Here is a 25,295-nt window from a genome sequence, read left to right on the forward strand (position 1 = left end):
CCGGTCCCCGACACGTGACCTGACTCTCATGGCCACCAGCGGTCTTTGCCGAGACCATGGGGGCGTCACCGACAGGCCGAAGGGAACGGGAATGCTCCGCAAGGTACTGGTCGCCAACCGTGGTGAGATCGCGATCCGCGCGTTTCGCGCGGGATACGAGGTGGGCGCGAGGACGGTCGCCGTCTTCCCGCACGAGGACCGCAACTCACTGCACCGACTCAAGGCCGACGAGGCCTACGAGATCGGCGAACCGGGCCATCCCGTGCGGGCCTACCTCTCCGTCGACGAGATCATCCGCGCCGCCCGCCAGGCCGGCGCCGACGCCGTCTACCCCGGCTACGGCTTCCTCTCCGAGAACCCCGAACTGGCGCGGGCCTGCGAGGAAGCGGGCATCACCTTCGTCGGCCCGAGCGCCGACATCCTCGAACTGACCGGCAACAAGGCCCGCGCGATCGCCGCCGCCCGCGCTGCCGGTGTGCCGGTCCTGGGCTCCTCGGAGCCCTCCACCGACGTGGACGAGCTGGTCAGGGCCGCCGAGGACGTCGGCTTCCCGGTGTTCGTGAAGGCGGTCGCCGGTGGTGGCGGACGCGGTATGCGCCGCGTCGAGGACCCCGCCCAGCTGCGCGAGTCCATCGAGGCGGCCGCACGCGAGGCCGCCTCGGCCTTCGGCGACCCGACCGTCTTCCTGGAGAAGGCCGTCGTGGAGCCCCGCCACATCGAGGTGCAGATCCTCGCCGACGGCCAGGGCAACGTCATCCACCTCTACGAGCGCGACTGCTCGGTCCAGCGCCGCCACCAGAAGGTCATCGAGCTCGCCCCCGCGCCCAACCTCGACCCCGGGCTGCGCGACCGGATGTGCGCCGACGCCGTCCGCTTCGCCCGCGAGATCGGCTACCGCAACGCGGGCACCGTGGAGTTCCTCCTCGACCGCGAGGGCAACCACGTCTTCATCGAGATGAACCCGCGCATCCAGGTCGAGCACACGGTCACCGAGGAGGTCACCGACGTCGACCTCGTCCAGGCCCAGCTGCGCATCGCCGCCGGTGCCAGCCTCGCCGACCTCGGCCTCTCCCAGGAGACGGTGCAGCTGCACGGCGCCGCCCTCCAGTGCCGTATCACCACCGAGGACCCCGCCAACGGCTTCCGCCCGGACACCGGCCGCATCAGCGCCTACCGCTCACCCGGCGGCTCCGGCGTCCGGCTCGACGGCGGCACCACCCACGCCGGTACGGAGATCAGCGCCCACTTCGACTCGATGCTGGTCAAGCTCAGCTGCCGGGGCCGGGACTTCACCACCGCGGTCAACCGGGCCCGGCGTGCCGTGGCCGAGTTCCGCATCCGGGGCGTGTCCACCAACATCCCGTTCCTGCAGGCCGTCCTCGACGACCCGGACTTCCAGGCGGGCCGGGTCACCACGTCGTTCATCGAGCAGCGCCCGCACCTGCTGACGGCCCGTCAGTCCGCCGACCGCGGAACGAAGTTGCTGACCTACCTGGCCGACGTGACGGTGAACAAGCCGCACGGTGAGCGGCCCGAACTGATCGACCCCGTCTCCAAGCTGCCCCGGACCCCCGCCGTCGAGCCGCCCGCCGGCTCCAAGCAGAAGCTCACCGAGCTGGGCCCCGAGGGCTTCGCCCGGTGGCTGCGCGAGTCGCCGACCATCGGCGTCACCGACACCACGTTCCGCGACGCCCACCAGTCGCTGCTCGCCACCCGGGTCCGCACCAAGGACATGCTCGCCGTCGCCCCCACGGTCGCCCGCACCCTGCCCGAGCTGCTCTCCCTGGAGTGCTGGGGCGGCGCCACCTACGACGTCGCCCTGCGCTTCCTCGCCGAGGACCCCTGGGAGCGGCTCGCCGCCCTGCGCGCGGCCGTCCCCAACATCTGCCTCCAGATGCTGCTGCGCGGCCGCAACACCGTCGGCTACACCCCGTACCCGACCGAGGTGACGGACGCCTTCGTGCAGGAGGCGGCGGCCACCGGCATCGACATCTTCCGCATCTTCGACGCGCTCAACGACGTCAGCCAGATGCGCCCCGCGATCGAGGCCGTACGACAGACCGGAACCGCCGTCGCGGAGGTCGCCCTGTGCTACACCTCCGACCTGTCCGACCCGAACGAGCGCCTCTACACGCTCGACTACTACCTGCGGCTCGCCGAGCAGATCGTCGACGCGGGCGCACACGTCCTGGCCGTCAAGGACATGGCGGGCCTGCTGCGCGCCCCGGCGGCCGCGAAGCTCGTCTCGGCGCTGCGCCGGGAGTTCGACCTGCCGGTGCACATCCACACCCACGACACCTCGGGCGGCCAGCTCGCCACCTACCTGGCCGCGATCCAGGCGGGCGCCGACGCCGTGGACGGGGCCGTGGCCTCCATGGCCGGTACGACCTCGCAGCCCTCCCTGTCGGCGATCGTCGCCGCGACCGACCACTCCGACCGGCCCACAGGGCTGGATCTGAGGGCCGTCGGCGACCTGGAACCGTACTGGGAGAGCGTCCGCAAGATCTACGCGCCCTTCGAAGCGGGCCTCGCCTCCCCGACCGGGCGTGTCTACGACCACGAGATCCCCGGCGGGCAGCTCTCCAACCTGCGCACCCAGGCCGTCGCGCTCGGCCTCGGCGACCGCTTCGAGGACATCGAGGCGATGTACGCGGCCGCCGACCGGATCCTGGGCCACCTGGTGAAGGTCACCCCGTCCTCCAAGGTGGTCGGCGACCTCGCCCTGCACCTGGTCGGCGCCGGAGTCGCACCGAAGGACTTCGAGGAGAGCCCGGACCGCTTCGACATCCCCGATTCGGTGATCGGCTTCCTGCGCGGCGAACTCGGCACCCCGCCCGGCGGCTGGCCCGAGCCCTTCCGCACGAAGGCGCTGCAGGGCCGCGCCGACGCCAAGGCCGTCCAGGAACTGAACGCCGAGGACCGCACCGGCCTTGAGAAGGACCGCCGTTCGACCCTCAACCGGCTGCTGTTCCCCGCCCCGACCCGCGAGTACGAGACACACCGTCAGTCCTACGGCGACACCAGCCTCCTGGACAGCAAGGACTTCTTCTACGGCCTCCGCCCGGGCAAGGAGTACGCGGTCGACCTCGAACCGGGAGTCCGCCTCCTCATCGCGCTGGAGGCGATCGGCGAGGCCGACGAGCGGGGTATGCGCACGGTGATGTCCACGCTCAACGGCCAGCTGCGGCCCATCCAGATCCGTGACGTCGCCGTCTCCTCCGACATCCCGACCACCGAGAAGGCCGACCGCTCCGACCCCGGCCATGTCGCCGCGCCATTCGCAGGCGTGGTCACGCTCGCGGTCTCCGAGGGCGACGACGTGACGGCGGGGGCGACCGTCGCCACCATCGAGGCCATGAAGATGGAGGCCTCGATCACCGCCGCGAAGTCCGGCCGGGTATCCCGCCTGGCCATCAACAAGATCCAGCAGGTGGAGGGCGGCGACCTGCTCGTCGAGATCGCCTGAGCCGGAACGCAGTCGCCCGCTTCCGTTCAGCTCACCGGCATTGCGACCCGCGCCGACCCGTCCGAGTCTGGACGCAGGCAGCCGGGCGGTGAAAGGGACGGGCGATGACGACGGACAGCGGCACACCGGACGCCGAGCGGCGGCGACTGGCCGAGGCCGACGCGGGCACGGCCCCCTGGCGGCGCTGGGGGCCGTACCTGAGCGAACGTCAGTGGGGCACCGTCCGCGAGGACTACAGCGACAACGGCGACGCCTGGTCGTACTTCACCCACGACCAGGCCCGCTCCCGCGCCTACCGCTGGGGCGAGGACGGCATCGCCGGAGTCAGCGACGAGAAACAGCGGCTGTGCTTCGCCCTCGCCCTGTGGAACGGCCGCGACCCCATCCTCAAGGAGCGGATGTTCGGCCTCACCAACGCCGAGGGCAACCATGGCGAGGACGCCAAGGAGTACTGGTTCCACCTCGACAACACGCCCACCCACTCGTACATGAAGTACCTGTACAAGTACCCGCAGGCAGAGTTCCCCTACGGTGACCTCGTCGACACCAACCGGGCCCGCGGCCGCGAGGACTTCGAGTACGAACTCCTCGACACCGGCGTCTTCGACGAGGACCGCTACTTCGACGTGTTCGTCGAGTACGCCAAGGCCGGCCCGGAAGACCTCCTAGTCGAGATCACCGCCCACAACCGCGGCCCCGACGAGGCGGTGCTGCACCTCCTGCCGACCCTGTGGTTCCGGCACACCTGGTCCTGGGCGGGCGGCACGGCGGTACCGGGTCTGGCGCAGCAGTCGCCGGGCGTGATCCGGGCCGAACACGAGGAACTGGGCGCCCGCTGGCTGTACTTCGAAGGCGACGCACCCGGCCTGTTCACCGACAACGAGACCGACAACGAGCGCGTCTTCGGCAGCCCCAACAGCACTCCCTACGTCAAGGACGGCATCGACCGGTACGTAGTCCACGGCGAGCGGGAAGCCGTCAACCCCGCGCGCACCGGCACCAAGTCCGCCGTCCACCACGTCCTGACGATCCCCGCAGGGGACAGCGCCCGCATCCGCCTGCGCCTCACCGACACCGAACTCCCGGATCCCTGGGGCGAGTTCGACGCCCTTGTCACTGTCCGGCGCACCGAGGCCGACACCTTCTACGCGGGTGTCACGCCACCGGCGATGGGAGAGGAGGAGCGGCGGCTCGTCCGGCAGGCCCTCGCCGGGATGCTCTGGAGCAAGCAGTACTACTACCTGGATGTCGAGCGCTGGCTCGCCGAACACGGCGTCGACCCGCTCGCCGCCGACCCGCGCATCCGCAACAGCGCCTGGTACCACATGGTCAACGACGAGATCATGTCGATGCCGGACACCTGGGAGTACCCCTGGTTCGCCGCCTGGGACCTCGCCTTCCACACCCTCGCCCTGTCCATGGTCGACATCGGCTTCGCCAAGTCCCAGCTGGACCTGCTGCTGCACCGCCTCTATCTGCACCCCAACGGCCAGATCCCCGCGTACGAATGGAACTTCGGCGACGTCAACCCGCCCGTGCACGCCTGGGCCGTCCTCTTCGTCTACGAACTGGAGAAGCACCGCACCGGCCACGGCGACCGCGCCTTCCTGGAGAACGCCTTCCACAAGCTGACGAAGAACTTCACCTGGTGGCTCAACCGCAAGGACGCCGACGGCAACAACGTCTTCCAGGGCGGTTTCCTCGGTCTCGACAACATCGGCGTCTTCGACCGCAGCGCCCCGCTGCCCACCGGCGGCCAGCTCGACCAGGCCGACGGCACCGCGTGGATGGCGCTGTACTGCCAGAACCTCCTCGACATCGCCATCGAACTCGCCGTCGAGAACCCCGTCTACGTCGAGCAGGCGCAGATGCTCTTCGAACACTTCGCGTGGATCGCCGTCGCCATGAACCGCATCGGCAAGGACAACGCCAGCCTGTGGGACGAGGAGGACGGCTTCTTCTACGACGTCCTCAGGCTGCCCGACGGCACCGCCACCCCGCTCAAGGTACGGTCCCTGGTCGGCTTGATACCGCTTGCGGCGACGAGCGTCATCGGCGGCCGTGCGGACCGCGAGTTCCCCGAACTGGTGGAAGGGGCACGGGACTTCATCCGTCGCCATCCGGCAGTGGAGGCCTTCGTCTCACAGCACCCGAGCACAGGTCCCACCACCGACGGCCGGTACCTCTTCGCGCTGTTCGGCGAGGACCGGCTGCGCCGCGTCCTGGCCCGCATGCTCGACGAGGACGAGTTCCTCGGTCCGCACGGCATCCGGTCCCTGTCGAAGCACCACGCGAAGCACCCGTACACCTTCGACGTGCACGGCGAAACGTACGGTGTCGGATACCTGCCCGCCGAGTCCGACTCCGGCATGTTCGGCGGGAACTCCAACTGGCGCGGCCCGGTGTGGTTCCCGATGAACATCCTGCTGATCCGCGCCCTGCTCAACCTGCACGGCTACCACGGCCCCGACTTCACCGTGGAGTGCCCGACCGGCTCCGGACGGCAGTTGAACCTGTACGAGGTCGCCCGGGAGATCTCCGACCGGCTCACCGCCACCTTCCTGCCCGGCACCGACGGCCACCGCCCGGTGCACGGCGCGCAAACGGTGTTCGCCAAGGACCCGCACTGGAAGGACCTGGTCCTCTTCTACGAGTACTTCCACGGCGACAACGGAGCCGGACTCGGGGCCTCCCACCAGACCGGCTGGACGGGGCTGGTGGCGGCCACCGCGACCCTGTTCCACTCGATCAGCGAGAAGGACTGGCACCGGGGCGGCCGGGAGTCGCTGCGGCCGACGGGGGAGAGGGAGGAACCGCTGTCATGACCGTGATCCACGAGATCAACACCCTGGTCTGGCTGGGGGAGTTGGGCCGCCGCCACAGCCGTCCCGTCACCCTCGCCGATGTGCCCGGCGAGGCCTGGGACTCCGTCGCCCGGCCCGGCGTGGACACCGTCTGGCTGATGGGCGTCTGGGAACGCAGCCCGGCCGGACTGGAGATCGCCCTGCGCGACGAGGGGCTCATGGCCTCCTTCCGCGACGCCCTGCCCGACGCCACCGAGGCGGACATCGCCGGATCGCCGTACTGCGTACGGAACTACGTCGTCGACGCCGCCCTCGGCGGACCGGAAGGACTGGCCGAGGCCCGAACCCAACTCGCCGCACGGGGACTGCGGTTGATCCTCGACTACGTCCCCAACCACGTGGCCCCCGACCATCCCTGGCTGACCTCGGACCCCGACCGGCTCGTCCGCGGCACCGCCGACGACCTGGCCCGCGCGCCGGGCGACTTCATCGAGGCCGGGGGACAGGTCGGGGCGCAGGTCTACGCCCGTGGCCGGGACCCCTACTTCCCGCCCTGGCCCGACGTGGTCCAGCTGAACGCCTTCAGCGAGGCCCTCCGCGAGGCGACCGTCGAGACGCTCGTGTCCATCGGCGACCAGGCCGACGGCGTGCGCTGCGACATGGCCATGCTGCTCATGAATGACATCTTCGGAAAGACCTGGGGCGACCGCGCGGGAACGGCCCCCGCAGAGGACTTCTGGCCCCACGTCATCCCGCGCGTACGGGCCCGCCACCCCGGCCTCCTCTTCGTCGCCGAGGCCTACTGGGACCTGGAATCGGCGCTTCAACAACAGGGTTTCGACCACTGCTACGACAAGCGCCTCTACGACCGTCTGCTGCACGAGAACGCCGACTCCGTCCGGGCCCACCTGGGTGCCGACCTCACCTACCAGCGCGGACTCGTCCGTTTCCTGGAGAACCACGACGAGCCACGGGCCGCCGCCACCCTGCCCGGCGCCCGGGGACGGGCAGCGGCCGTGACCGTCGCGACCCTGCCCGGAGCGACCCTCTGGCACGAGGGCCAGGTCGAGGGACGCCGCGTACGGCCGCCCGTGTTCCTCAGGCGCGGACCGCAGGAACCGGTCGACGAGCAGTCACGTGAGTTCTACGGCCGCCTCCTGCCCGCCGCTGCCGCCGTGCGCCGGGGCGACTGGCGGCAGCTGACCCCGACGGGCTGGCCCGACAACGACACACACCGCAACCTGCTCGCCTGGACCTGGACCCACACGGACGCCCGCCACCTGATCGTCGTCAACGACTCCGACCGCCCGGCCCAGGCGAGAGTGCCCCTGCCCTGGGACGACCTGCGGGGCCGCGAACGCCGGGCGACCGACCTGCTCACCGGTGCGACGTACGACCGTGACGGAGACGAACTGACCGACTCCGGACTGTTCGTGTCCCTGGACGCCTGGGGGTTCCACGTCCTCAAGTGGTGACGTGCACGGCGCGGGCGTACGGTCGAACGGAGACCATGAGCACCGACCCGCAGGCGAGTTCTGCTCCACGGACCACCACACCGGACTCCGGTGGCGGTGGGAACTCCATGGCCCTGCTGGTCATCGCGTCCTGCCAGTTGATGGTGGTGCTCGACATCACCATCGTGAACATCGCGCTCCCGGACATCCAGCGCGCACTCGACTTCTCGACCACCAGCCTGGCCTGGGTGGTCAACGCGTACACCCTCACCTTCGGCGGACTGCTGCTGCTCGGCGGGCGGGCCGGGGACATCCTCGGCAGACGGCGGGTCTTCATCTTCGGAGTGCTGCTGTTCGTGCTCGCCTCCCTGCTCGGCGGACTCGCCCAGAACGAGACGCAACTCCTCGCCGCCCGCGCCCTCCAGGGCGTCGGCGGCGCCATCGCCTCCCCGACCTCCCTCGCCCTGATCAGCACGACCTTCCGCGAAGGACCGGAACGCAACCGGGCGTTCGGTGTCTTCGCCGCGGTCTCGGCGGGCGGCGGCGCGATCGGGCTGCTCGCCGGCGGGGTCCTCGTCGAGTGGCTGAACTGGCGATGGGTGCTCTTCGTCAACGTCCCGATCGGACTGCTCATCGCGCTCGCCACGCCCCGCTGGATCAGGGAGTCCGAACGCCATCCCGGCAGTCTCGACATCACCGGCGCACTGACCTCCACCGGCGGCATGGTGCTCCTGGTGTACGGCTTCATCCGGGCCGCCCAGGAGGGCTGGCGGGACGCGCTCACGCTGGCGTCGTTCGCCGCGGCCGTGCTGCTCCTCGTGGTGTTCGTCCTGGTCGAGAGGCGGTCCCGGCAGCCGATCACCCCGCTGCACATGTTCGCCGACCGCAACCGCGCGGGCACCTACGGCATCATGCTGTGCCTGGCCGCCGCGATCTTCGGCATGTTCTTCTTCCTGACGCTCTTCACCCAGAACGTGCTGGACTTCAGCCCGCTGGCGACCGGGTTCGCGTTCCTGCCGGTCAGCGTCGTCATCGCGATCGGCGCCGGGCTCGCCTCCCGCTTCCTGCCCACGTACGGGCCCAAGCCCTTCATGGTGCTGGGCGCGATCCTGGCCGCGGCCGGCCTCGGCTGGCTGACCCTGACCGACGTGCACTCCACCTACGCGGGCAGCGTCCTCGGGCCGATGCTCGTGTTCAGCCTCGGCATGGGCATGGAGTTCGTCTCGCTGACGCTGATGGCCCTGTCCGATGTCCCCACGGAGGAGACCGGGGCGGCCTCCGGGCTCCTCAACGCCACGCAGCAGGTGGGCGGTTCACTGGGGCTGTCCATCCTGGTCACCATGTTCGGCACGGCCAGCACCAACGAGGCGGACAAGCAGATCCCCCGCTTCCTCGCCCAGGCCACCCCGGGCGAGCGCGCGCTCTTCGAACGCACCCGTGTACTCCCTCGGCCGTGGTCCGACGAGGTCCTCACCGCCGGTGCCTCGGCCGCCTTCGTCATGGCCGCGATCTTCACCGTGCTCGCCGCGATCATCGCCGTCATGGTGATCCAGGTGCGCCCCTCCGACCTGGAACGGCTCAAGGGCGGGCCGCCGTTGCCGTAGGGACGAGCCCGAGCCGCTGCGCGTGCAGCACCGTGCTGACGCGGTCGTGGGTGCCGAGTTTGCGGTAGACATTCGAGATGTGCTTGTGGACCGTGCGCTCGGAGATGCCGAGCCTGCGGCCTATGGACCCGGCCGTCAGGGCGTCGCCGAGCAGGAGCAGCACCGTTGTCTCGCGGGGCGTGAGCGCCAGGTCGGCCACCTCCTCGGACGGGGAGCCGAGCCGCCGCAGGAGGTGCCGCTGCTGCTCGACAGCGGACAGCAGGGGCTGCAACTGCTCGGCGAGGCGCACCTCGTCGTCGGTGAAGTCCCGGCCGGAGCGGTAGACCATGCAGCCCGTGACGGGCGTGGTCGACTGCGGCAGCGGAATCCCGAGGACGTGATCCACGTCCAGGAGGTCGTCGAGGAGCCGCGCGGTCGGGCTCCCCGGCCAGGAACGACCGGCCACCCGACGGGCGGTGACCGGCGCCCGGCCGGCCCGGTCCGCGTAGTGCCGGGCCAACGGGTATCCCTCGCGCAACAGAGCCATGTCGTCCTCCGTGAGCGCGGCGAACTCCGCGGTGGCACCGGGGGACAGCCCGAGCGTGCCCTCGCTCTCGTTCCAGTTGTCCAGCTTGTAGATGAGGGCGTCACCCCCGCACAGGACCGGCAACCGGTCCGCCAGCAGGGGCCACAGCTGCTCGGGGTCGCGTTCGTGGAGGGCGGCCACGGCGACCGACAGCACCCGCTCATACGCAGTTGTACCCATACCGGCCCAGTACCTCGCTGACCCACACTTCATCCGAGCAACATCGAAGTTCTCGCATGTACTCCAGCACATTGAAGCTCCGGCGGGCCGCGGTGGGGGAGGCGGCCCGCCGGCTACGCCTGTCCCCGTACCGGACGACCGCGCCGGCCGCTACTCGTGCGGGCCGCCGGAACAGGGGACCGGCGGCCCGCACGGACCATCGGACCTACTGGTCCGGCGCCTGAAGGACCGGGCTCGGAGCGGGTTCGGGGTTGAACACCGGATGGAAGCTCTCCGACGGTGCGAGATAGGTTGCGGGCAGTCCGCCCGTGTCGATCACGATCTGGTCCACCGCGATCGCGGGATCGACCATGAAGATCCGCAGCACATGCTCGCCGGCCTCGGCGACCGTCACCGTGGTGGTCAGCTTCTCGACGCCGTCCTCCACCTGGCGGGCCCAGGCGTCCCCCCGGTTCCCGGTCGCGAAGGCCTGCCCCGACAGCACGGTGACCGGCTGGTCGTCGAGCCCGACGGCCACCCGGCGCTGCCCGCGCTCGTCGAGGGAGGGCAGCCGGAAGACGGTCACGGGGAAGGTACCGGTGCTGTCGAACCGCACCCGGTACCTCAACTCGGGCGCACGGGAGGCGAAGTCACCGGTGACGGGAACCGCCGTGGAGGGAGCTGCCTCGACGGCTCCGGTACGACGTCCGAGGCCCCGCACGGTCCGCCAGCGGCAGCCCCCTCGCGCCACCCTCCGGTCGGCGTGCGCGGCGTCGATCGACACATACCCGTGGGCCTCGGCGAAACCACGGGCCCGTCGACGGCTGTTGACCACGCGCAGCGGCACGTCGAAGCGCTGCCCGGCGCCCGCGAACACCACGACGGCCTCCTGCGCCCCCTCGGGAACGCGGTCCCAGTCGACCTCCACCCACACCCGCCGCTGCTCGGTGAGCGAGCCGCCCGCCGTGCTCAGCACCACCCAGGGGTGACTGGCCTCGGCCGTCCAGTCCAGGGGCAGGAACCCGGTGTTGAAGACGTCGACGAAGCGCCGGTCGCGCGTGTACGAGGAGAACGACAGGGGCCGGTCCGCCCCCGTCTCGTTGCCCTCGGCCGCGACCCCGAGCCCGGACGTCTCCTGCCGGGCCACCCTGGTGACGGCCGGGCGTCCCGGGGCCTTGGGTATCTGGGACGGATACGGATTGATGTACCCGTCCCACTTCCCGCCCGCCACCTGGGTGTTGTACCGACTGGTGAGCGCGGCCTCCGCGGTGTGCGCGGCCAGCGCCAGATCCGCGAGGCGGTTCGCCCCGGCACCCCGGCCCTGGCGGACGGCGAGCGCGTTGCGGTCCGCCCAGTAGTACTTCAGGTTCATCAAGTACGCGCCGTGCACCGGGTATTCGACCAGCTCGTAGAAGGCGTCCCGATATACCTCGGGCAGGTCGGCGCCCACCGTCCGGACGCGGGCGAGCAGTTGGTCGTACGCCGCCATCCTGCGCCCGGCCTCGTCGCCGTGGTGGACGACCGAGAGGATGCCCGGAGCGATGAACTCGGGGCGCAGCTCCCCGGCGAGACGGTAGTACTCCGTGCGGATCTCGGCGATCTCCCGGGCGTGGAGCCGCCCGAACTGCTTCCCGGCCCACTCGGCCAGGAAGTCCTCGAGCTCGCCGGCCTCCCGGCGGTCCACGTCCCAGGCCATGTCCATCGCGAACGACAGGCCGGTCTCGATCGACTTGAGGTCACCGACGTTGAAGATCCACATACGGTCGGTGCCGTGCTCGTACACCCGCCGCAACTCCTGCCAGACCTTGGCCACTTGCGTGGTGTCCAGCCACAGGTAGCTCTTGGGGCGGCCCCAGTAGGAGAGGTGGTAGTAGATGCCGTTGCCGCCAGGGCGTGCCCGTTCCGCCTCGTTCGGGAGCTGGCGCATGTTGCCGAAGTTGTCGTCCGGCCAGATCAGCGTGACGTCGTCGGGGACCCGGACGCCCGCGTTGTACAGCTCAAGGACCTCCTTGTACGGGATGAAGATCTGCGGTTCGGCCGCGGGCCCGACTTCTTCGGCGAGGATGCGGCGCTGGTCGGCGATGATGTCGTTCATGACGACGACCTTCTCCGGGATCGTCGTGGCGTTCTTCGTCTCCAGCGCGCTGTCGTGCAGACCGCGCATGCCGAGTGTCCAACTGCTCTCGTACGCGGCGTTCTGCCTCGCCCGGGCCCTCCAGTAGTCGGAGATCACGCCGGGGTTGACGGTGTAGTCGTAGACCGGGGCGGTGCCGTCGGCGTTCGGGTGCTCCGCGATCCACGGCTCCCACTCGTGGACGCCGTTGCGCAGCAGGGCTTCCGGGTGGCTGGAGCCGACGACGATGCCGTAGCGGTCGGCGAGTTCGGGGTTCTCCCGGTACTTGTTGAAGAAGTCGGAGTACGGATGCATGGCCGGCCACAGGTAGTTGGCCTTCAGCCGGAGCAGCAGCTCGAAGACGCGCTTGTACGTCTCGGGGCCGATGTTCTTGTCGGGCTCCTGGGTGCGGTGGGACCAAGTGGTCAGGTTCTGCTCGTCGTTGATGAAGACGCCGCGGTAGCGGACCGACGGCTCCCGGCGCTCGAAGCGGTGCGCGGGCACGGTCACGGTGTCGCGGCGCTCGACGGGGACGTCGGCCCACCAGTACCAGGGGGAGACGCCGATGCGTTCCGAGGTGTCGTAGATCCCGTAGACGGTGCCGCGCCGGTCGCTGCCCGCGATCACCAGCGCGCGGTCCACACCGGGTACCGGGTGTTCGATCACCTGCGTCACCGAGGCCTCCCAGCGGCCCTTCACCCGGGACACGTCCAGGCGGCCCTGTGCGGCGAGGCGGTCGATGGCGGGGCTCGCGCCGAGGGTGCCCACCAGGACGAGCAGGGGGGTGCTCCGGGGCAGCGTGCGCAGCAGGTCGGGTCTCGCCCCGGAGACCCGCTCCACGTCCGCCTGGAGGTCGCCCGCGGCGCGGACGACGGCGGGGTCGTCCGCCGCGTCCACGAAGACGGCGACGGCGGCGCCTCCCGCCGCCAGCGGGAAGTCGGGACGGTCCGACGAAGCCGCGTGGGCGTCCGCCGGGATCAGTACGGGGAGGAAGGGGGCCGCGCCGACGGCGGCCATTCCCCGGAGGAAGGACTTGCGGGTCCATTGCTGGTGCGGCACGAGACGCTCCCCCAGATTGGCATGGTCAGGCCAGAAAGCGCTTTCTCGGGAACCCTAGGGGAGGGGCTGTCGGGCGTCCAGAGGCGTGCGTGAGGGGAGTGGCGTCGGGTGTTCCGGGATGGGCCGCGGTCGGGCGCCGACCGTACGGCCCTCCGCGTCAGGCGGACCGTACGGCCTTTCGGGTCACCGCGGACCGTACGGCCTTGTGGGTCAGGCGGGTCGTACCGCACCGCGGATGATCGACTCGCCGGCCGGGTAGATCGACTCCTCGCGGATGGACGATCCCGGGCCCGGCGCGTGGATCATCATGCCGTTGCCGGTGCACAGGCCGACGTGGCTCAAGTCGTCGTGGAAGAAGACCAGGTCACCGGGTTGCATCGCGTAGAGCGCGACCGCCGTGCCGTAGCTCGCCTGGCCGACGGAGGTGCGGGGGAGGGAGACGCCGGCCACCTTCCAGGCGGCCTGGGTGAGACCCGAGTTGTCGTACGACCCCGGGCCCGCCGCGCCCCAGACGCAGGGCTTGCCGATCTGGGAGCGGGCGAAGGCGAGCACCTGGATGACCTTCGAGTCGTAGCCGGGGTCGGCAGAGGGCAGGGCGGAGGCGGGGTCCACGGGAGCCGCGGTCTGCTGCGGTGCCTGCCACTCCGGCTCGGGGGCGCGGGGGGCCGGGATGAACGGGATGGCCTGGGTGACGATCGGGACGCCCTGGCTGGAATCGACCGGTGGGGACGCGAGCGCGGTGCCGTAACCGGCGGTGTACTCGGGGAGGACCGCGGTGGGTTGTGCGGTGTAGTCGGGCGCGACGGTGTTGAACTGGCCGGTGGTGTAGGGGAGACCGGTGCTGAACTGGCCGCTGTGTTCGGGAAGTCCGGTGCTGTATGCGCCGGTGGTTTCGGGAAGTCCCGCGCTGTATCCGCCGTTGGATTCGGGAAGTCCGGTGCTGAACTGGCCGGTGGTCTCGGCGAAGCCGGTGTTGAACTGGCCCGAGTATTCGGGGAATCCGGTGCTTTGCGGAGCGTACCCGGCGGGCGTCGCCGTGCCGAGCTGTCCGCTGTACTCGGGGATCCCCGTGCTGACCTGCGCGGTGTACTCAGGCATGCCCGTGCCGAGTTGTGCACGGTATTCCGGGAAGCCTGTGGTGGTCTGTGCGGTGTATTCCGGCAGGCCCGTGCCCAGTTGACCGCCGTACTCCGGGAAACCGGTGCCGACCTGGCTGGTGTATTCCGGGAGGCCCGTGCTGCTCTGCGCGGGGTACTCCGGGAAACCCGTGTCGGGCCGCGGGGTGCCCACGACGGGTATCTCGCCGGTGCCGGTGAGGTTCTGCGGGGCGGGTTCCGGTGTCCACATGGGCGCGGGGTCCGGCGCGGCGGTGAGCGCGGCCGGAGCTGTCTCCGGTGCGCTGGGCAGGGCGAGCACGGGCCGCGCGGCCAGCTCCGGAACGGGCCGTTCGGCGGGCTGGAGCGCACGTGCCACGGGGGCGTCCGTCTGGCGCGGGCGCCGTGTCTCGGCCGGGCGGGCCGCGACCCGGTCGGCCGGTAGGGTCGCCGCGACGAACGGTCCCAACTTCGCGCGGGCCACGCCGTACCACTGCCGGGCGATGGCATCCAGGCCGGGCTCGCTGCCGGACCCGCGGCCGCCGTCCGTACCCGAACCGCTACGGCTGCGCGCGCTCGACGCCGTCGCGGCCGCGCGTGTGGCGTTGTAGGTGCCGGAGTCGTTCTCGGCCCGGTCGTAGAGGTTGGTGATCCGCCGGCTCACCTCGTCGGGGCTCGGTCCCTCGTCCGCGGCTGCGTTCCCGGTCTGCGAGAGGAGAGCCGCCGAGGCCATCGCGGCCGTGGCGAGCGCGGAGTTGCGCTTGGCCGGGAGGCTGAACCCTCCATTGCGCGAAGTTCGATCCGGCGCCATGAAAGACGTGCCCCTTCCGTCGTGCTGCTCGCCCGTCAACTTAGCCAACTTGTGAGGCTCACGTGAAGATTGAAGTGTGAAAAGTGTGAGATGTAACTGTGACCTTCGTCGCGTCGGGCAGGCGCTCCCGGTGAAGATCAGCTCCTGCCGCGCTGGTGGCGCCAGGTTTCGTAGTGGTCGAGGATCGTCTCCTCGACAGGGCGGTAGGTGATGCCCAGTTCGTTCCGACTGCGGCTGTTGTCCACCTTGAAGCGGATACCGAGGTGCTTTCGGATGTAGTCCTGGGTGAGGCCGAAGGCGGGGCCCAGGACGCGCACCGGCCAGTGGGGGAGCGCGGTGCGCGGGATGCGCAGGCCGCGGGGGTGGCGGGTGCGGATGATGCGGGCCATGTCGTGGAACGACGTCATCGTCTGGGCGGCCAGGATGTACCGGCCCTTCGCGTCGGGCCTCTCCGCGGCCGCGATGTGCGCGTCGGCCACGTCACGGACGTCCACCGTGGTGAAGCTGAAGTCCGGGGCGCCGTAGAAGAAGTAGCCCTTGAAGAGCTCCTCCAGGAGGAAGAGGCTGCCGGACTCGGAGGCGGGCGCGAGCGACGGGCCCAGGATCAGACCGGGGTTGACGGACACCATGCGCCAGCGGTCCTGCGCGGCCTCCGCGTCCCAGGCCGCACGCTCGGCGACCGTCTTGGCGTAGTGGTACGGGTTGTTCTCCACCGTGCTGGAGGTGTTGAAGTACCTCTCCGAGAGCACCTGGTCGTCCATGTCCCGCACGTCGGCGTAGTCGCCGAAGATCGCGCCGACGGTGGAGGTGAACACCAACCGCTCGACCGTCGGGGTCCGTTCGATGCCGGCGAGGACGTTGCGGGTGCCGGTCAGGGCCGGGTCGACCATGTCCTTCTGGCCGTCCTTGATCCGCTCCGGCATGAAGAACGGCGAGGCCACGTGGAAGACCACCCGGCAGCCCGCCATGGCCTCGTCGAAGGAGCCCTCGGTCAGCAGGTCCGCCTGGAACAGCGCGAGGCGGTCGGGGAACTCCGCCTCCATCTCCCGCAGCGGCGCCGTCTTCGCCGTGTTCGCGAGGCTGCGTACGGTGGTGTGCACCTCGTAGCCGCGCTCCAGCAGCCGTCGCACCAGATGGCTGCCGACGAATCCGCTGCCGCCCGTGACCAGGACTCTGCCCGACCGCGCACCCGTGCCCATGACGTCACTCCTCCATCCAGGGGGCTGACATTGAAGCACTGTGTGTGCGGAGAGGAGTTGCGGGTCGGCCTTCCCGGGAGTCGGAAAAGGCAAGGCGCCCGGGTTCGCCGGGCGCCTTGCCTCATGGGGGTCCTGTCACCAACGGGGAAGCCTGAGTCGGTAGTCGGGCTGGAACCGCTGCATGTATCCGGTGTCGTCGCGGCTGCGTACCCCGGAGTCGACGTAGAGGCGGTGCAGCCGGTCCAGGGCGTCGTGGTCGAGTTCCACACCGAGGCCGGGTCCGGTGGGCACCCTGACCTCACCGTCGCGGAACTCCAGGACGCCGGGGAGGATGACGTCGTCCGCCGAGTTCCACGGGTAGTGGGTGTCGCAGGAGTGGTCGAGGTTCGGGATCGCCGCGGCCACATGGGTCATGGCGGCCAGGCTGATGCCCAGGTGCGAGTTGGAGTGCATGGACAGGGCGAGCCCGAACGCCTCGCAGACCGCGGCCAGTTCACGGGTGCGGCGCAGGCCCCCCCAGTAGTGGTGGTCGGTGAGGAGGACCTGGATCGCGTTCTGCTCGATCGCCGGCTTCAGGTGCTCCCAGGCGATCACGCACATGTTGGTGCCCAGCGGCATAGGCGCGTCCTTCGCCACCGCGGCCATGCCCTCGATGCTCTTGGTCGGGTCCTCCAAGTACTCCAGGACACCGTCGAGTTCATGGGCCACGTACGCGGAAGTCTCCACCGTCCAGGCCGTGTTGGGGTCCAGGCGCAGCGGCTGGCCGGGGAAGGCCTCCGCGAGCGCCTTGATCGCGGCGATCTCCTCGTCGGGCGGGAAGACACCGCCCTTCAGCTTGAACGACCTGAACCCGTACCGCTCCTGCATCAGCCGGGCCTGCTCCACGATGCCGGCCGGGTCCAGGGCCGCGCCCCAGTCGTCGCCGACGGCGGCACGGCCGTCGAGGGCCGGATGCTCGGCCCACTTGTAGAAGAGGTACGCGGCGAACGGCACCGAGTCCCGGACCGTCCCGCCGAGCAGGTCGCTGACCGGGCGGCCGAGCAGCTTGCCCTGGGCGTCGAGGCAGGCCACCTCGACGGCCGAGGAGGTCCAGCCGCCCTCGTGACTCGAAGGCACCGTGGGCAGCAGGGCGGCGTCGATCGCGGCCGAGACGGCGGTGGTGTCGAAGACGTCCATGCCGACGACCACCTTGGCCGCCGCCTCGAGTCGCTCCAGGCGGGCGACCCCGCCGGGGGACTCGCCCAGGCCCACCGTGCCGTCCTCCAGGACGAGTTGGAGGATGATCCGCAGGGCCAGGGGTTCGTGCACGCCGTTGGAGTTGAGCAGCGGCGGGTCGCGGAAGGCGATCGGGGTGACGATCAGTTCCTTGATACGGGTCGGCTCGCTCATGCGGCGACCACCTCCAGACCGCGGTCGATGAGCTTCGCCAACCGCGCGATGTGCTCGGGGCTCGGATCGACGAGGGGCGCCCGTACGCCACCGACGTCCAGTCCACGCAGGGCCACTCCGGACTTGACGAGCGCCACGGCATACCCCGGTACCTCGTCGCGGAGCTGGACGAGGGGGCCGTAGAACTCGTCGAGGAGTGTGTCGAGCAGCGGCCGGTCGGCCTCGGCCAGTGCCCGGTGGAAGGCGAGGGCGATCTCGGGCGCGAAGGCGAACACGGCGGAGGAGTACAGCGGGACGCCGATGCCGTGGTAGGCGGGCGCGGTCATCTCCGCCGTCGGCAGGCCGTTGAAGAACTGGAAGTTCTCCGTGCCGGGCACGGCCCGCACCGCGCGCACGATGCGGTGCATCCGCTCGATGTCGCCGAGGCCGTCCTTGAGGCCGACGACCTTCGGCAGCGCGGCGATCTCGGCGGCCGTGTCCGCGGTGAGGCGGGCGGTGCCGCGCTGGTAGAAGATCACGGGCAGGTCGCTCGCGGCGGTGACCTCCTCGACGTACCGCACCAGGCCCCGCTGCGGGGCCGTCACGAGGTACGGCGGGAGCAGCAGGATGCCGTCGGCGCCCGCGCGGGCGACCCGGTCGGCGTGGTCGCGGGCGACCGGGGTGGGGCCGCCGGCCGCAGCCAGGACCGGTACCCGGCCCGCGGTCGTCTCGACGGCGACCCGGGTGGCCCGCTCGATCTCGTCGGGCGTCAGCGCGTGGAACTCACCGGTGCCGCAGGCGACGAACACGCCGCCCGCACCGGCCGCGACGCCGTTCTCGATGTGCTGGGCGAGCCGTTCCTCGTCCAGCGAGCCGTCCGCGGCGAACGGGGTCACCGGGAAGAACAGCACTCCTTGGAACTTCATGTCTCCCTCAAACGTGGGGGGTCGGTCAGCCCTTCGTGGCACCGGCGGCGATGCCGGTGACCAGGGAGCGCTGGAGCAGCAGGTAGACGATCAGGCTGGGTATCAGGGCGATGACCGCACCGGCGAGGACCACACCGGAACCGACCTCGGGGTCGGTGCGCAGGATGGACAGGGCGACGGTGACGGTGTAGTCGGTGGGGTCCTTGGCGGCGATCAGGGGCAGCAGGTACTGGTCCCAGATCATGATGAAGCCGAGCACGCCCGCCACGCCGAGGGCGGGCTTGCACAGCGGCAGGATGATCTGCCACAGCATGCGCAGCTCGCCGACGCCGTCGAGGCGGGCCGCCTCCTCGATCTCGGTGGGGATGTCCCGCATGAACTCGGTCAGCATCATCACCGAGAAGCCCCAGGCGCCCAGCGGCAGGATCACGCCCCAGACCGTGCCCTTGAGGTCCATGTGGACGACGGGCACGTCACCGAGGACCAGCGACAGGGGGATCGCGATGACCTCCTCGGGGAGCATCAGCGTCATCATGAACAGCATCATGATCAGCGCCTGGCCGCGGAACCGGTGCCTGGCCAGCGCGTACGCGGCCAGCGTGCACACCACGAGCTGGAGCAGCAGGCCGCCGCCCGCGATGACCAGCGAGTTGCCGAGGTAGTCCCAGATGCCGCGCTCGCCCGCCACCGTGAAGTTCGACAGCGTGCTGTCGTGCGGCAGGAAGGAGAGGGAGGAGCCGCTGGGGTTGGTGGTGAAGGCGCCGGAGAAGATCGTCAGGAAGGGCGCCGCGAAGACCGCGAGGGCGATCACACAGAGCAGGATCCTGAGGCCCCAGGCGACACCGGGCCTGTCGTTCCAGCCGAGGGCGGTGTCGAAGCGGGCCGGGGTGGTCCGCTGCGCCTTGGTGCTCCGTCCGGCCGGGGTGTCAGGGGCCGCCGGCCGGACGGAGTCGATGACGGGGGCGCTCATCGCGCTTCTCCCCTCTTGCGGAGGTGGTTGACCATGACGGTGAGCAGGAGCGTCACGCACAGCAGGACGACCGAGGCCGCGGAGGCGCCGCCGATGTCGTTGCGGGTGAAGCCCAGGGTGTAGGCGCGGGTCATCCAGACGTCGGTGGACCCGGCGGGGCCGCCGCCGGTGAGGACGTAGACCTCGGTGAACACGCGCAGTCCGCGGATCGTGGCGAGCGTGAGCACGATCATGAGCGCCGGACGGATCGCGGGCAGCGTGACGTACCGCAGCCGCTGCCACAGCGAGACACCGTCCATCGCCGCCGCCTCGTACAGCGAGCGGTCCACGCCCGCGAGGCCGGCGAGGAAGATCACCATGTTGTACGGGGCCCAGATCCAGATGCCCATCACCATCGTCGAGTACAGCGCGATGTCCGGGTTGTCGAGGTACTGGACCGGCCCGAGCCCGAGGAGGTGCAGCCCGCTGTTGAGCAGGCCGTCTGAGGTCGGGTAGTACATCAGCCGCCACAGCTCGCCGACGACCGCGGTGGCCGTGACGGCGGGCAGGAAGACGGCGGTACGCAGGAACTTCAGCGAGCGGGCCTGGCCCTCCAGGAGCAGGGCGAGGGCGAACCCGAGCAGGATCGCGCCGACCGCCTGGCCGATGCCCAGGATCAGGGTGTGCCCGATGGCGTCCTGGAAGCGGTGGTCCGTCAGGACCCTCGTGTAGTTGTCGAGGCCGATCCACTTGTCGCCGAGGAAGGGCCGCACGTCGAAGAAGCTGAGCCAGACGCCCTTGGCCATCGGCCAGAACTTGAACACGAGGGCGAGCAGCAGCCCCGGAGCCAGGAACAGCCAGGGGACGACGGCCCTCTTGTCGAAGGCCCTCCTGCCCGTGCCTTTGCGCGCCGCGGGGGCGGAGACGGTAGCGGTCATTTCAGCAGGTCCTGGTCCTTGAGGTCACCGGCGAGGGTGTCGTTGAGCTCCCGCAGCTGCGAGCGGACGTCACCGCCGCAGTACGTGAAGATCGAGTTGAGCGCGTCGGCGGTGTCCTGCTTGATCGGGGCGAAGTCCGGCGCGTTCGGGAACTGCTGGGAGGCGTCCTCGTAGGCCTTCTGTACGACGCTCCAGCGGGCGTCGTTCCTGACCTTCGCGGCGTCCAGCGTGGAGTTCACGGGGATGCGTACGACGGGCTGGTGGCCGTCGACGCTGGTCATGGCGATCTTCTGGCCCTCGGGCGAGACGAGGAACGCGGCCAGCGCCAGCTCCTGCTTGTCCTTGCCGGTCTTGGCACCGAGGTAGACGTTCTCACCGTCGGCCAGCACATCGCCGCCGGCCGGGCCCGCGGGGGCGGGGACGACCTCGTACTTGTCCTTGCCCGGCGTGGCGTCGAAGGTGGTGATGTTGTACGGGCCGGTCATGTACATCCCGGCGTTGCCGTCCTGGAAGTTGGTGGCCGTCGCGGTGACCGCGGTGATCGCGCCGGGCTGGAGGACGCCCTTCTTGCCGCAGAAGAGGTTGTCCTTCATCCAGGTCACGGCCTTCACCGCGGCGGCGGATTCCATGGCCGGGCTGTACTTTCCCTTGCCGTCCGACGCGATGATCTGTGCGCCGCCCTGCCACAGGAAGCTCGAGCCCCACCAGGCGGCGTAGCCGTTCTGGGCGCTGCCCGGTGCGACGATGCCGTAGGTGTCGGCCTTGCCGTCACCGTCCGGGTCCTCGGTGGCGAAGGCCTTGGCGACGGAGAGCATCTCCTGCCAGGTCTTCGGTGCCTTGAGCCCGAGCTTCTTCAGCCAGTCCGTGCGGATCATCAGGGTCTGGGCCTGACGGGAGTACGGGATGCCGTAGTGCTTCCCGTCGATGCCGACGGTGGACGCCCAGGACTTGCCGGTGATCTGGTCGCCGCCCGTGACCGAGGCGGGATCGATCGGCTTGAGCAGGCCCTGGCTCTGGTAACTGCCCATCAGCGCCGTGTCGTTGATCATGACGTCCGGCAGGTCCTTGGTGGACGCGCGGCTCTGGAGCTGCTGGTCGAAGTTGATGACCGGCTGGTAGTCGATCTTGATGCCGGTCTTCTTGGTGAAGGCGGCGAAGACCCGGTCGTAGGTGGCGGCCGAGTCCGGATTGCTCCGGGTCCAGACCTCGAGCGTGTTCGGATCGCTGCTGCCCGCGCTGCCGGAGCCGGAGCCACAGGCGGCCGCCCCGAACATCAATCCCGCGACGGTGGCCGCCGCGGCCAGGCGGCGTCGTCGTCGGCGATCGCCCATGGGTACTCTCCGTTCATATTCGTGAACCCGCTTCACGAATCTAAATGATCGCCCAAGCTACGAATCGTTTCGGCCGTATGTCAAGACATGGCCGGGAGATTTCACCGAGGCTGTACAAGGCCACTGACAACGTTGTTGCGCACAAGCGGAGGGTGGGCCACCGTGGCTGACCATGAACACGAGCGTGTACGACGACGAAGGGCCCGGCGCCGCCGCGGCACGGTTCACCGGCCGCCCGGTCACCTCCGTACGCCTCCTGTCCGACGTGTTCACCGAGGTCACGCTCGACGACGGGCGCGTGCTCATGGTCAAGCGCGCCGACACGGCCGGGGAGGCGCGGGCGGAGGCCGCGGGGCTGCGCTGGCTGGCCGAGGCGGAGACCGTCCGGTTGCCGACGGTGCACGGACAGGAGGCCCGTCTCCTGGTGACCGACCTGGTCCCACGGGGCCGGCCGAACCGGGACGCGGCGCTCGACCTGGGCCGGTCCCTGGCCGAACTGCACGCCACCGGCGCGCCCGCTTTCGGCTCGGCACCGCCCGACGGTCCGCGCGAGGCGTACATCGGGCGGGCGCCCATGCGCAACGCCGAGGGCGTCTCCTGGCCCGAGTGGTACGCCGAGCACCGGGTCCTGCCGTATCTGCGGCGCGCGGTGGACGACGGCACGGTCGCTCTCGCGGAGGCCGAAGTGATCGAGCGGCTCTGCGACCGGCTGCCGGACCTCTCGGGCCCCGCCGAACCGCCCGCGCGGCTCCACGGCGACCTGTGGAACGGCAATGTGCTGTGGGGCGCCGACGGCCACGCCTGGCTGATCGACCCGGCCGCGCACGGCGGCCACCGCGAGACCGACCTCGCGATGCTCCACCTCTTCGGCTGCCCGCACCTGGACGAGGTGCTGCGCGGCTACGAGCAGGTGGCGCCCCTCGCCGACGGCCGGGCCGACCGCATCGGACTGCACCAGCTCTTCCCGCTGCTGGTGCACGCCGTGCTGTTCGGACGGGGATACGCGGAACAGGCGCTCAGTACGGCGAAGGCGGCCCTGGAACGGTGAGAACCGGTCCGGGACCGCCTACGAGCGCGAGGAAAGCGAGGGGGCTGGACTTTTGGAGAGTGGTGGAGAAGGAAGCCCCCTCATGGCCTCGTCGCCCGGTGTGACGTCGAGGGCGAGGAAAGCGGAAGGACTGGAGGAGAAGTCAACACCCCGAGGGGCTCGTCCTTGGAGAAGGAAGCCCTTCCATGGCCTCGCCTTGAGCAACCGTAACAGTCACTCGGGGATCAAGTCGCGCAGGTTTTCCGGGGTGATGACCACCGAGTCCGGATGCAGCCCCTCGGGACGCTCCAGGCCGATGTAGGTGACCGGCACGTCCGGGACCGACTCGGCGTCCCAAGTCGCCACCGCCGTCCCGCCGTTCGCCATCAGTCCGGTCAGATACCCGACCGTGAGCTGCTCGCGCTCGACGATGCCGCGCACCAGCGTCGCCACCGACGCCTGGTTGCCCTCGACCCGGTTCTGCGACGGACTGCCCTTCAGATACAGGTGAAGCCAGCGGGCGTGCCAACTCCCGTCCTCCGCACGCCGGAACGCCAACGGCAGCGCCACTCGCCCCGGCCCGCGCAGCTCCGACTTCATCCGCACGGTACGCGCTTCGAAGGGCCGCCCCCGCTGCTCGCCCTCACGCAGCATGAACCCGAAGAACGACTCCTCGGCGTCCTCGAACCCCTCCCCGGAGTAGATGTTGACCTGCGGGACGATGTACGTGCTCCGCACCGCCCCGAGCCGGAGGTTGATGAACTCCGATGCGCCGTCGGGTGCGTCGGTGATGTCCCCGGAGTGCTCGCCCTCCACCTCACTGAGGTTGGTGTACGACAGCCACGACACCGTGTCGTACTGGGCGTCCAGCAGCAGCGCCGACAGGTCGTAGTCGGTGACGCGCTGCTTCTGCTTCCAGTACACGAAGAACCGCAGCAGCTCCCCGTCGACCGGCGAGACCGACCCGCGCGGCAGCACCCCGAGCCCGGCGGCGGTCGCCCGCCCGCTGAGCGGAAGCGCCACGTCGAGGACGTCAGGGTCGACCAACAGCCGCTCCGGAGACGGGAGTCGACGGCTGATCTCCGCGTCGAGCGCGGCGATGAGCCGCTCCCGGTCCGCCTCCGGTAGGGCCGCACGCGTGTCGTCGACGACATGTGCGCGGCCGCCCCGGTTGATGAACACCCGCCGACGGCCCGTCTCCTCGCCCCGGTTGTGCAGGTACTCGCGCACCGACAGCACGACCCGCCCGGAGACCTGCCCGACGACCTGCTCGGCCGCCGTCACCACGGCGTTCCGCTCCTCCGGCGTGGCAGCGGTGCGCAGCAGCCGGTCCAGCGCACGGAAGAGCCTGCCGGGCGCGGACGTGAGCAGCTGCGCCGCCCCGGTGACGTCGTCAGCGCCGAGCAGTGCCTCGACCCGGCCGTCGAACGTGTACGCCTTCTTCTCGCCCCGGGCGACCGCGAACACCTCGGCCGCGCCCGGCCACTCCGGGTACTCGTGCGGGTGCAGACGCTCGCCGAGCCGCTTGAACGCCTCGCGGTGCGTGAGGACGTCGGCCACCTTGGCCGGGGCCGCCGTCACGACCGAGTCGAGCCCCGCGAGCAGGGCCCGGCGGGCCGGCCGCGACAGCGCCCGGAACCGCGTCGGCTCCTGGAGGGACACGTCCCCGCCCGACAACGCGCAGGCCAGCCGCAGCACATCGGTGACGGTGTCGAGCAGCGGGGTCGAACCCGCCTTCAGCCGGGCCGCGTTGACGACGGCCCGGTTCTCCCGCACCGGGATCGCCTCCGGCTGGGGGCCGTCCGCACAGTGCCCGGCGAGGACCCCGAGGTCGGCCAGGTGCTCGTCACCGAGCGGCGTGGTGCTGCCGGCCAGCGCCAGGTAGAGCGCGGTGACCTCGTCGTCCACGGCGCCGCCCAGGTGCAGGACGGTCAGCCGGTCGCCCACCGCGGCCGTCAGCTCGTCATGGGCGGCGAGCATCTCGTCGTAGGTGTGCCGGTAGGTGCCGTACGACGGCAGGGTGAGCAGGTTGACCACACCGGAGCGGAGCTGGGCGAGTACGCCGGGGCGGGCCTTGTCGTCCTCCAGCGCCTCGGTCACGCAGCGCATCCAGAAGTCGAAGGTGTCCGGCACGTTCGCCGGGAAGTCCTTGAAGTAGACGTTGTGCCGCACATGGTCGCCGACCAGCTCGCGCACCGTGTCCAGCGTGTGCGCGGCGGTGTCTACGACCGTGCCCTCGGACAGCCCCGAGAACCGCTTCAGCGCGTCCGCCGACAGCTTGAAGCCGACGGACATCAGCGCGGCATCGAACTGCCGCGCGACGACGTCACCCTGCCCGACGGGTCCCGCGGGGGAGGGGATGCGAAGGGTGTGCCGGATGACCAGGCGTTCCAGACGGTGGACCATTCCGGCATGCTCGCAGAGGTGT

General features: G+C 70.4%; 15 protein-coding genes. 5 read left to right on the forward strand and 10 right to left on the reverse strand.

The window, feature by feature from the left end; translation table 11 throughout:
* The first annotated feature begins 91 nt into the window (after positions 1–91).
* From ACFYRX_RS19120 to ACFYRX_RS19135, 4 genes are all read left to right on the forward strand, one after another.
* Complete coding sequence (locus ACFYRX_RS19120; RefSeq protein WP_389101013.1) at positions 92–3,466, forward strand: pyruvate carboxylase; 3,375 nt, start codon at positions 92–94, stop codon at positions 3,464–3,466.
* A 104-nt stretch (positions 3,467–3,570) separates the two neighbouring features.
* Entirely contained in the window at positions 3,571–6,291 is a 2,721-nt protein-coding gene (locus tag ACFYRX_RS19125) for a glucosidase (protein WP_389101015.1), read from the forward strand.
* Entirely contained in the window at positions 6,288–7,745 is a 1,458-nt protein-coding gene (locus ACFYRX_RS19130; RefSeq protein ID WP_389101017.1) for an alpha-amylase, read from the forward strand. The genes ACFYRX_RS19125 and ACFYRX_RS19130 overlap by 4 nt, the downstream gene beginning before the upstream one ends.
* A 107-nt stretch (positions 7,746–7,852) precedes the next feature.
* A complete protein-coding gene (locus tag ACFYRX_RS19135) occupies positions 7,853–9,328 on the forward strand; it encodes an MFS transporter (RefSeq protein ID WP_389101647.1) in 1,476 nt (491 codons plus the stop codon).
* Here ACFYRX_RS19135 and ACFYRX_RS19140 read toward each other — a convergent pair.
* From ACFYRX_RS19140 to ACFYRX_RS19180, 9 genes are all read right to left on the reverse strand, one after another.
* Positions 9,303–10,073, reverse strand: coding sequence for a response regulator transcription factor (locus ACFYRX_RS19140; RefSeq protein ID WP_389101019.1), 771 nt, complete (start codon positions 10,071–10,073; stop codon positions 9,303–9,305). The genes ACFYRX_RS19135 and ACFYRX_RS19140 overlap by 26 nt on opposite strands.
* A gap of 205 nt (positions 10,074–10,278) precedes the next feature.
* A complete protein-coding gene (locus ACFYRX_RS19145; protein WP_389101649.1) occupies positions 10,279–13,182 on the reverse strand; it encodes a glycosyl hydrolase 115 family protein in 2,904 nt (967 codons plus the stop codon).
* A gap of 252 nt (positions 13,183–13,434) precedes the next feature.
* On the reverse strand, positions 13,435–15,129 hold the full coding sequence (locus ACFYRX_RS19150; protein WP_389101021.1) for an NlpC/P60 family protein: 1,695 nt from the start codon (positions 15,127–15,129) through the stop codon (positions 13,435–13,437).
* 137 nt (positions 15,130–15,266) lie between these two features.
* A complete protein-coding gene (locus tag ACFYRX_RS19155) occupies positions 15,267–16,328 on the reverse strand; it encodes an NAD-dependent epimerase/dehydratase family protein (protein ID WP_389101023.1) in 1,062 nt (353 codons plus the stop codon).
* A gap of 135 nt (positions 16,329–16,463) precedes the next feature.
* Entirely contained in the window at positions 16,464–17,717 is a 1,254-nt protein-coding gene (locus ACFYRX_RS19160; protein WP_389101025.1) for a glucarate dehydratase family protein, read from the reverse strand.
* Entirely contained in the window at positions 17,714–18,622 is a 909-nt protein-coding gene (locus ACFYRX_RS19165; protein WP_389101027.1) for a 5-dehydro-4-deoxyglucarate dehydratase, read from the reverse strand. Before ACFYRX_RS19165 ends, ACFYRX_RS19160 begins: the two co-directional genes overlap by 4 nt.
* A gap of 25 nt (positions 18,623–18,647) precedes the next feature.
* Positions 18,648–19,592, reverse strand: a complete 945-nt coding sequence (locus ACFYRX_RS19170) for a carbohydrate ABC transporter permease (protein WP_389101029.1) — start codon at positions 19,590–19,592, stop codon at positions 18,648–18,650.
* Entirely contained in the window at positions 19,589–20,509 is a 921-nt protein-coding gene (locus tag ACFYRX_RS19175; RefSeq protein WP_389101031.1) for a carbohydrate ABC transporter permease, read from the reverse strand. Before ACFYRX_RS19175 ends, ACFYRX_RS19170 begins: the two co-directional genes overlap by 4 nt.
* On the reverse strand, positions 20,506–21,840 hold the full coding sequence (locus ACFYRX_RS19180) for an ABC transporter substrate-binding protein (RefSeq protein ID WP_389101033.1): 1,335 nt from the start codon (positions 21,838–21,840) through the stop codon (positions 20,506–20,508). Before ACFYRX_RS19180 ends, ACFYRX_RS19175 begins: the two co-directional genes overlap by 4 nt.
* 172 nt (positions 21,841–22,012) lie before the next feature.
* Here ACFYRX_RS19180 and ACFYRX_RS19185 point away from each other — a divergent pair, with 172 nt between their 5' ends.
* The gene (locus ACFYRX_RS19185) at positions 22,013–22,888 is read left to right on the forward strand and encodes a fructosamine kinase family protein (RefSeq protein ID WP_389101035.1); all 876 of its coding nucleotides are present in this window, start codon (positions 22,013–22,015) and stop codon (positions 22,886–22,888) included.
* A gap of 213 nt (positions 22,889–23,101) precedes the next feature.
* On the opposite strand, the gene ACFYRX_RS19190 is transcribed toward ACFYRX_RS19185, so the two are convergent.
* Positions 23,102–25,273 carry a hypothetical protein gene (locus tag ACFYRX_RS19190; RefSeq protein WP_389101036.1) on the reverse strand — a complete coding sequence of 724 codons (2,172 nt, stop codon included), beginning with the start codon at positions 25,271–25,273 and terminating at the stop codon, positions 23,102–23,104.
* Between the last annotated feature and the right edge of the window lie 22 nt (positions 25,274–25,295).

Source organism: Streptomyces sp. NPDC005374 (assembly GCF_042872225.1).
Classification (GTDB): domain Bacteria; phylum Actinomycetota; class Actinomycetes; order Streptomycetales; family Streptomycetaceae; genus Streptomyces.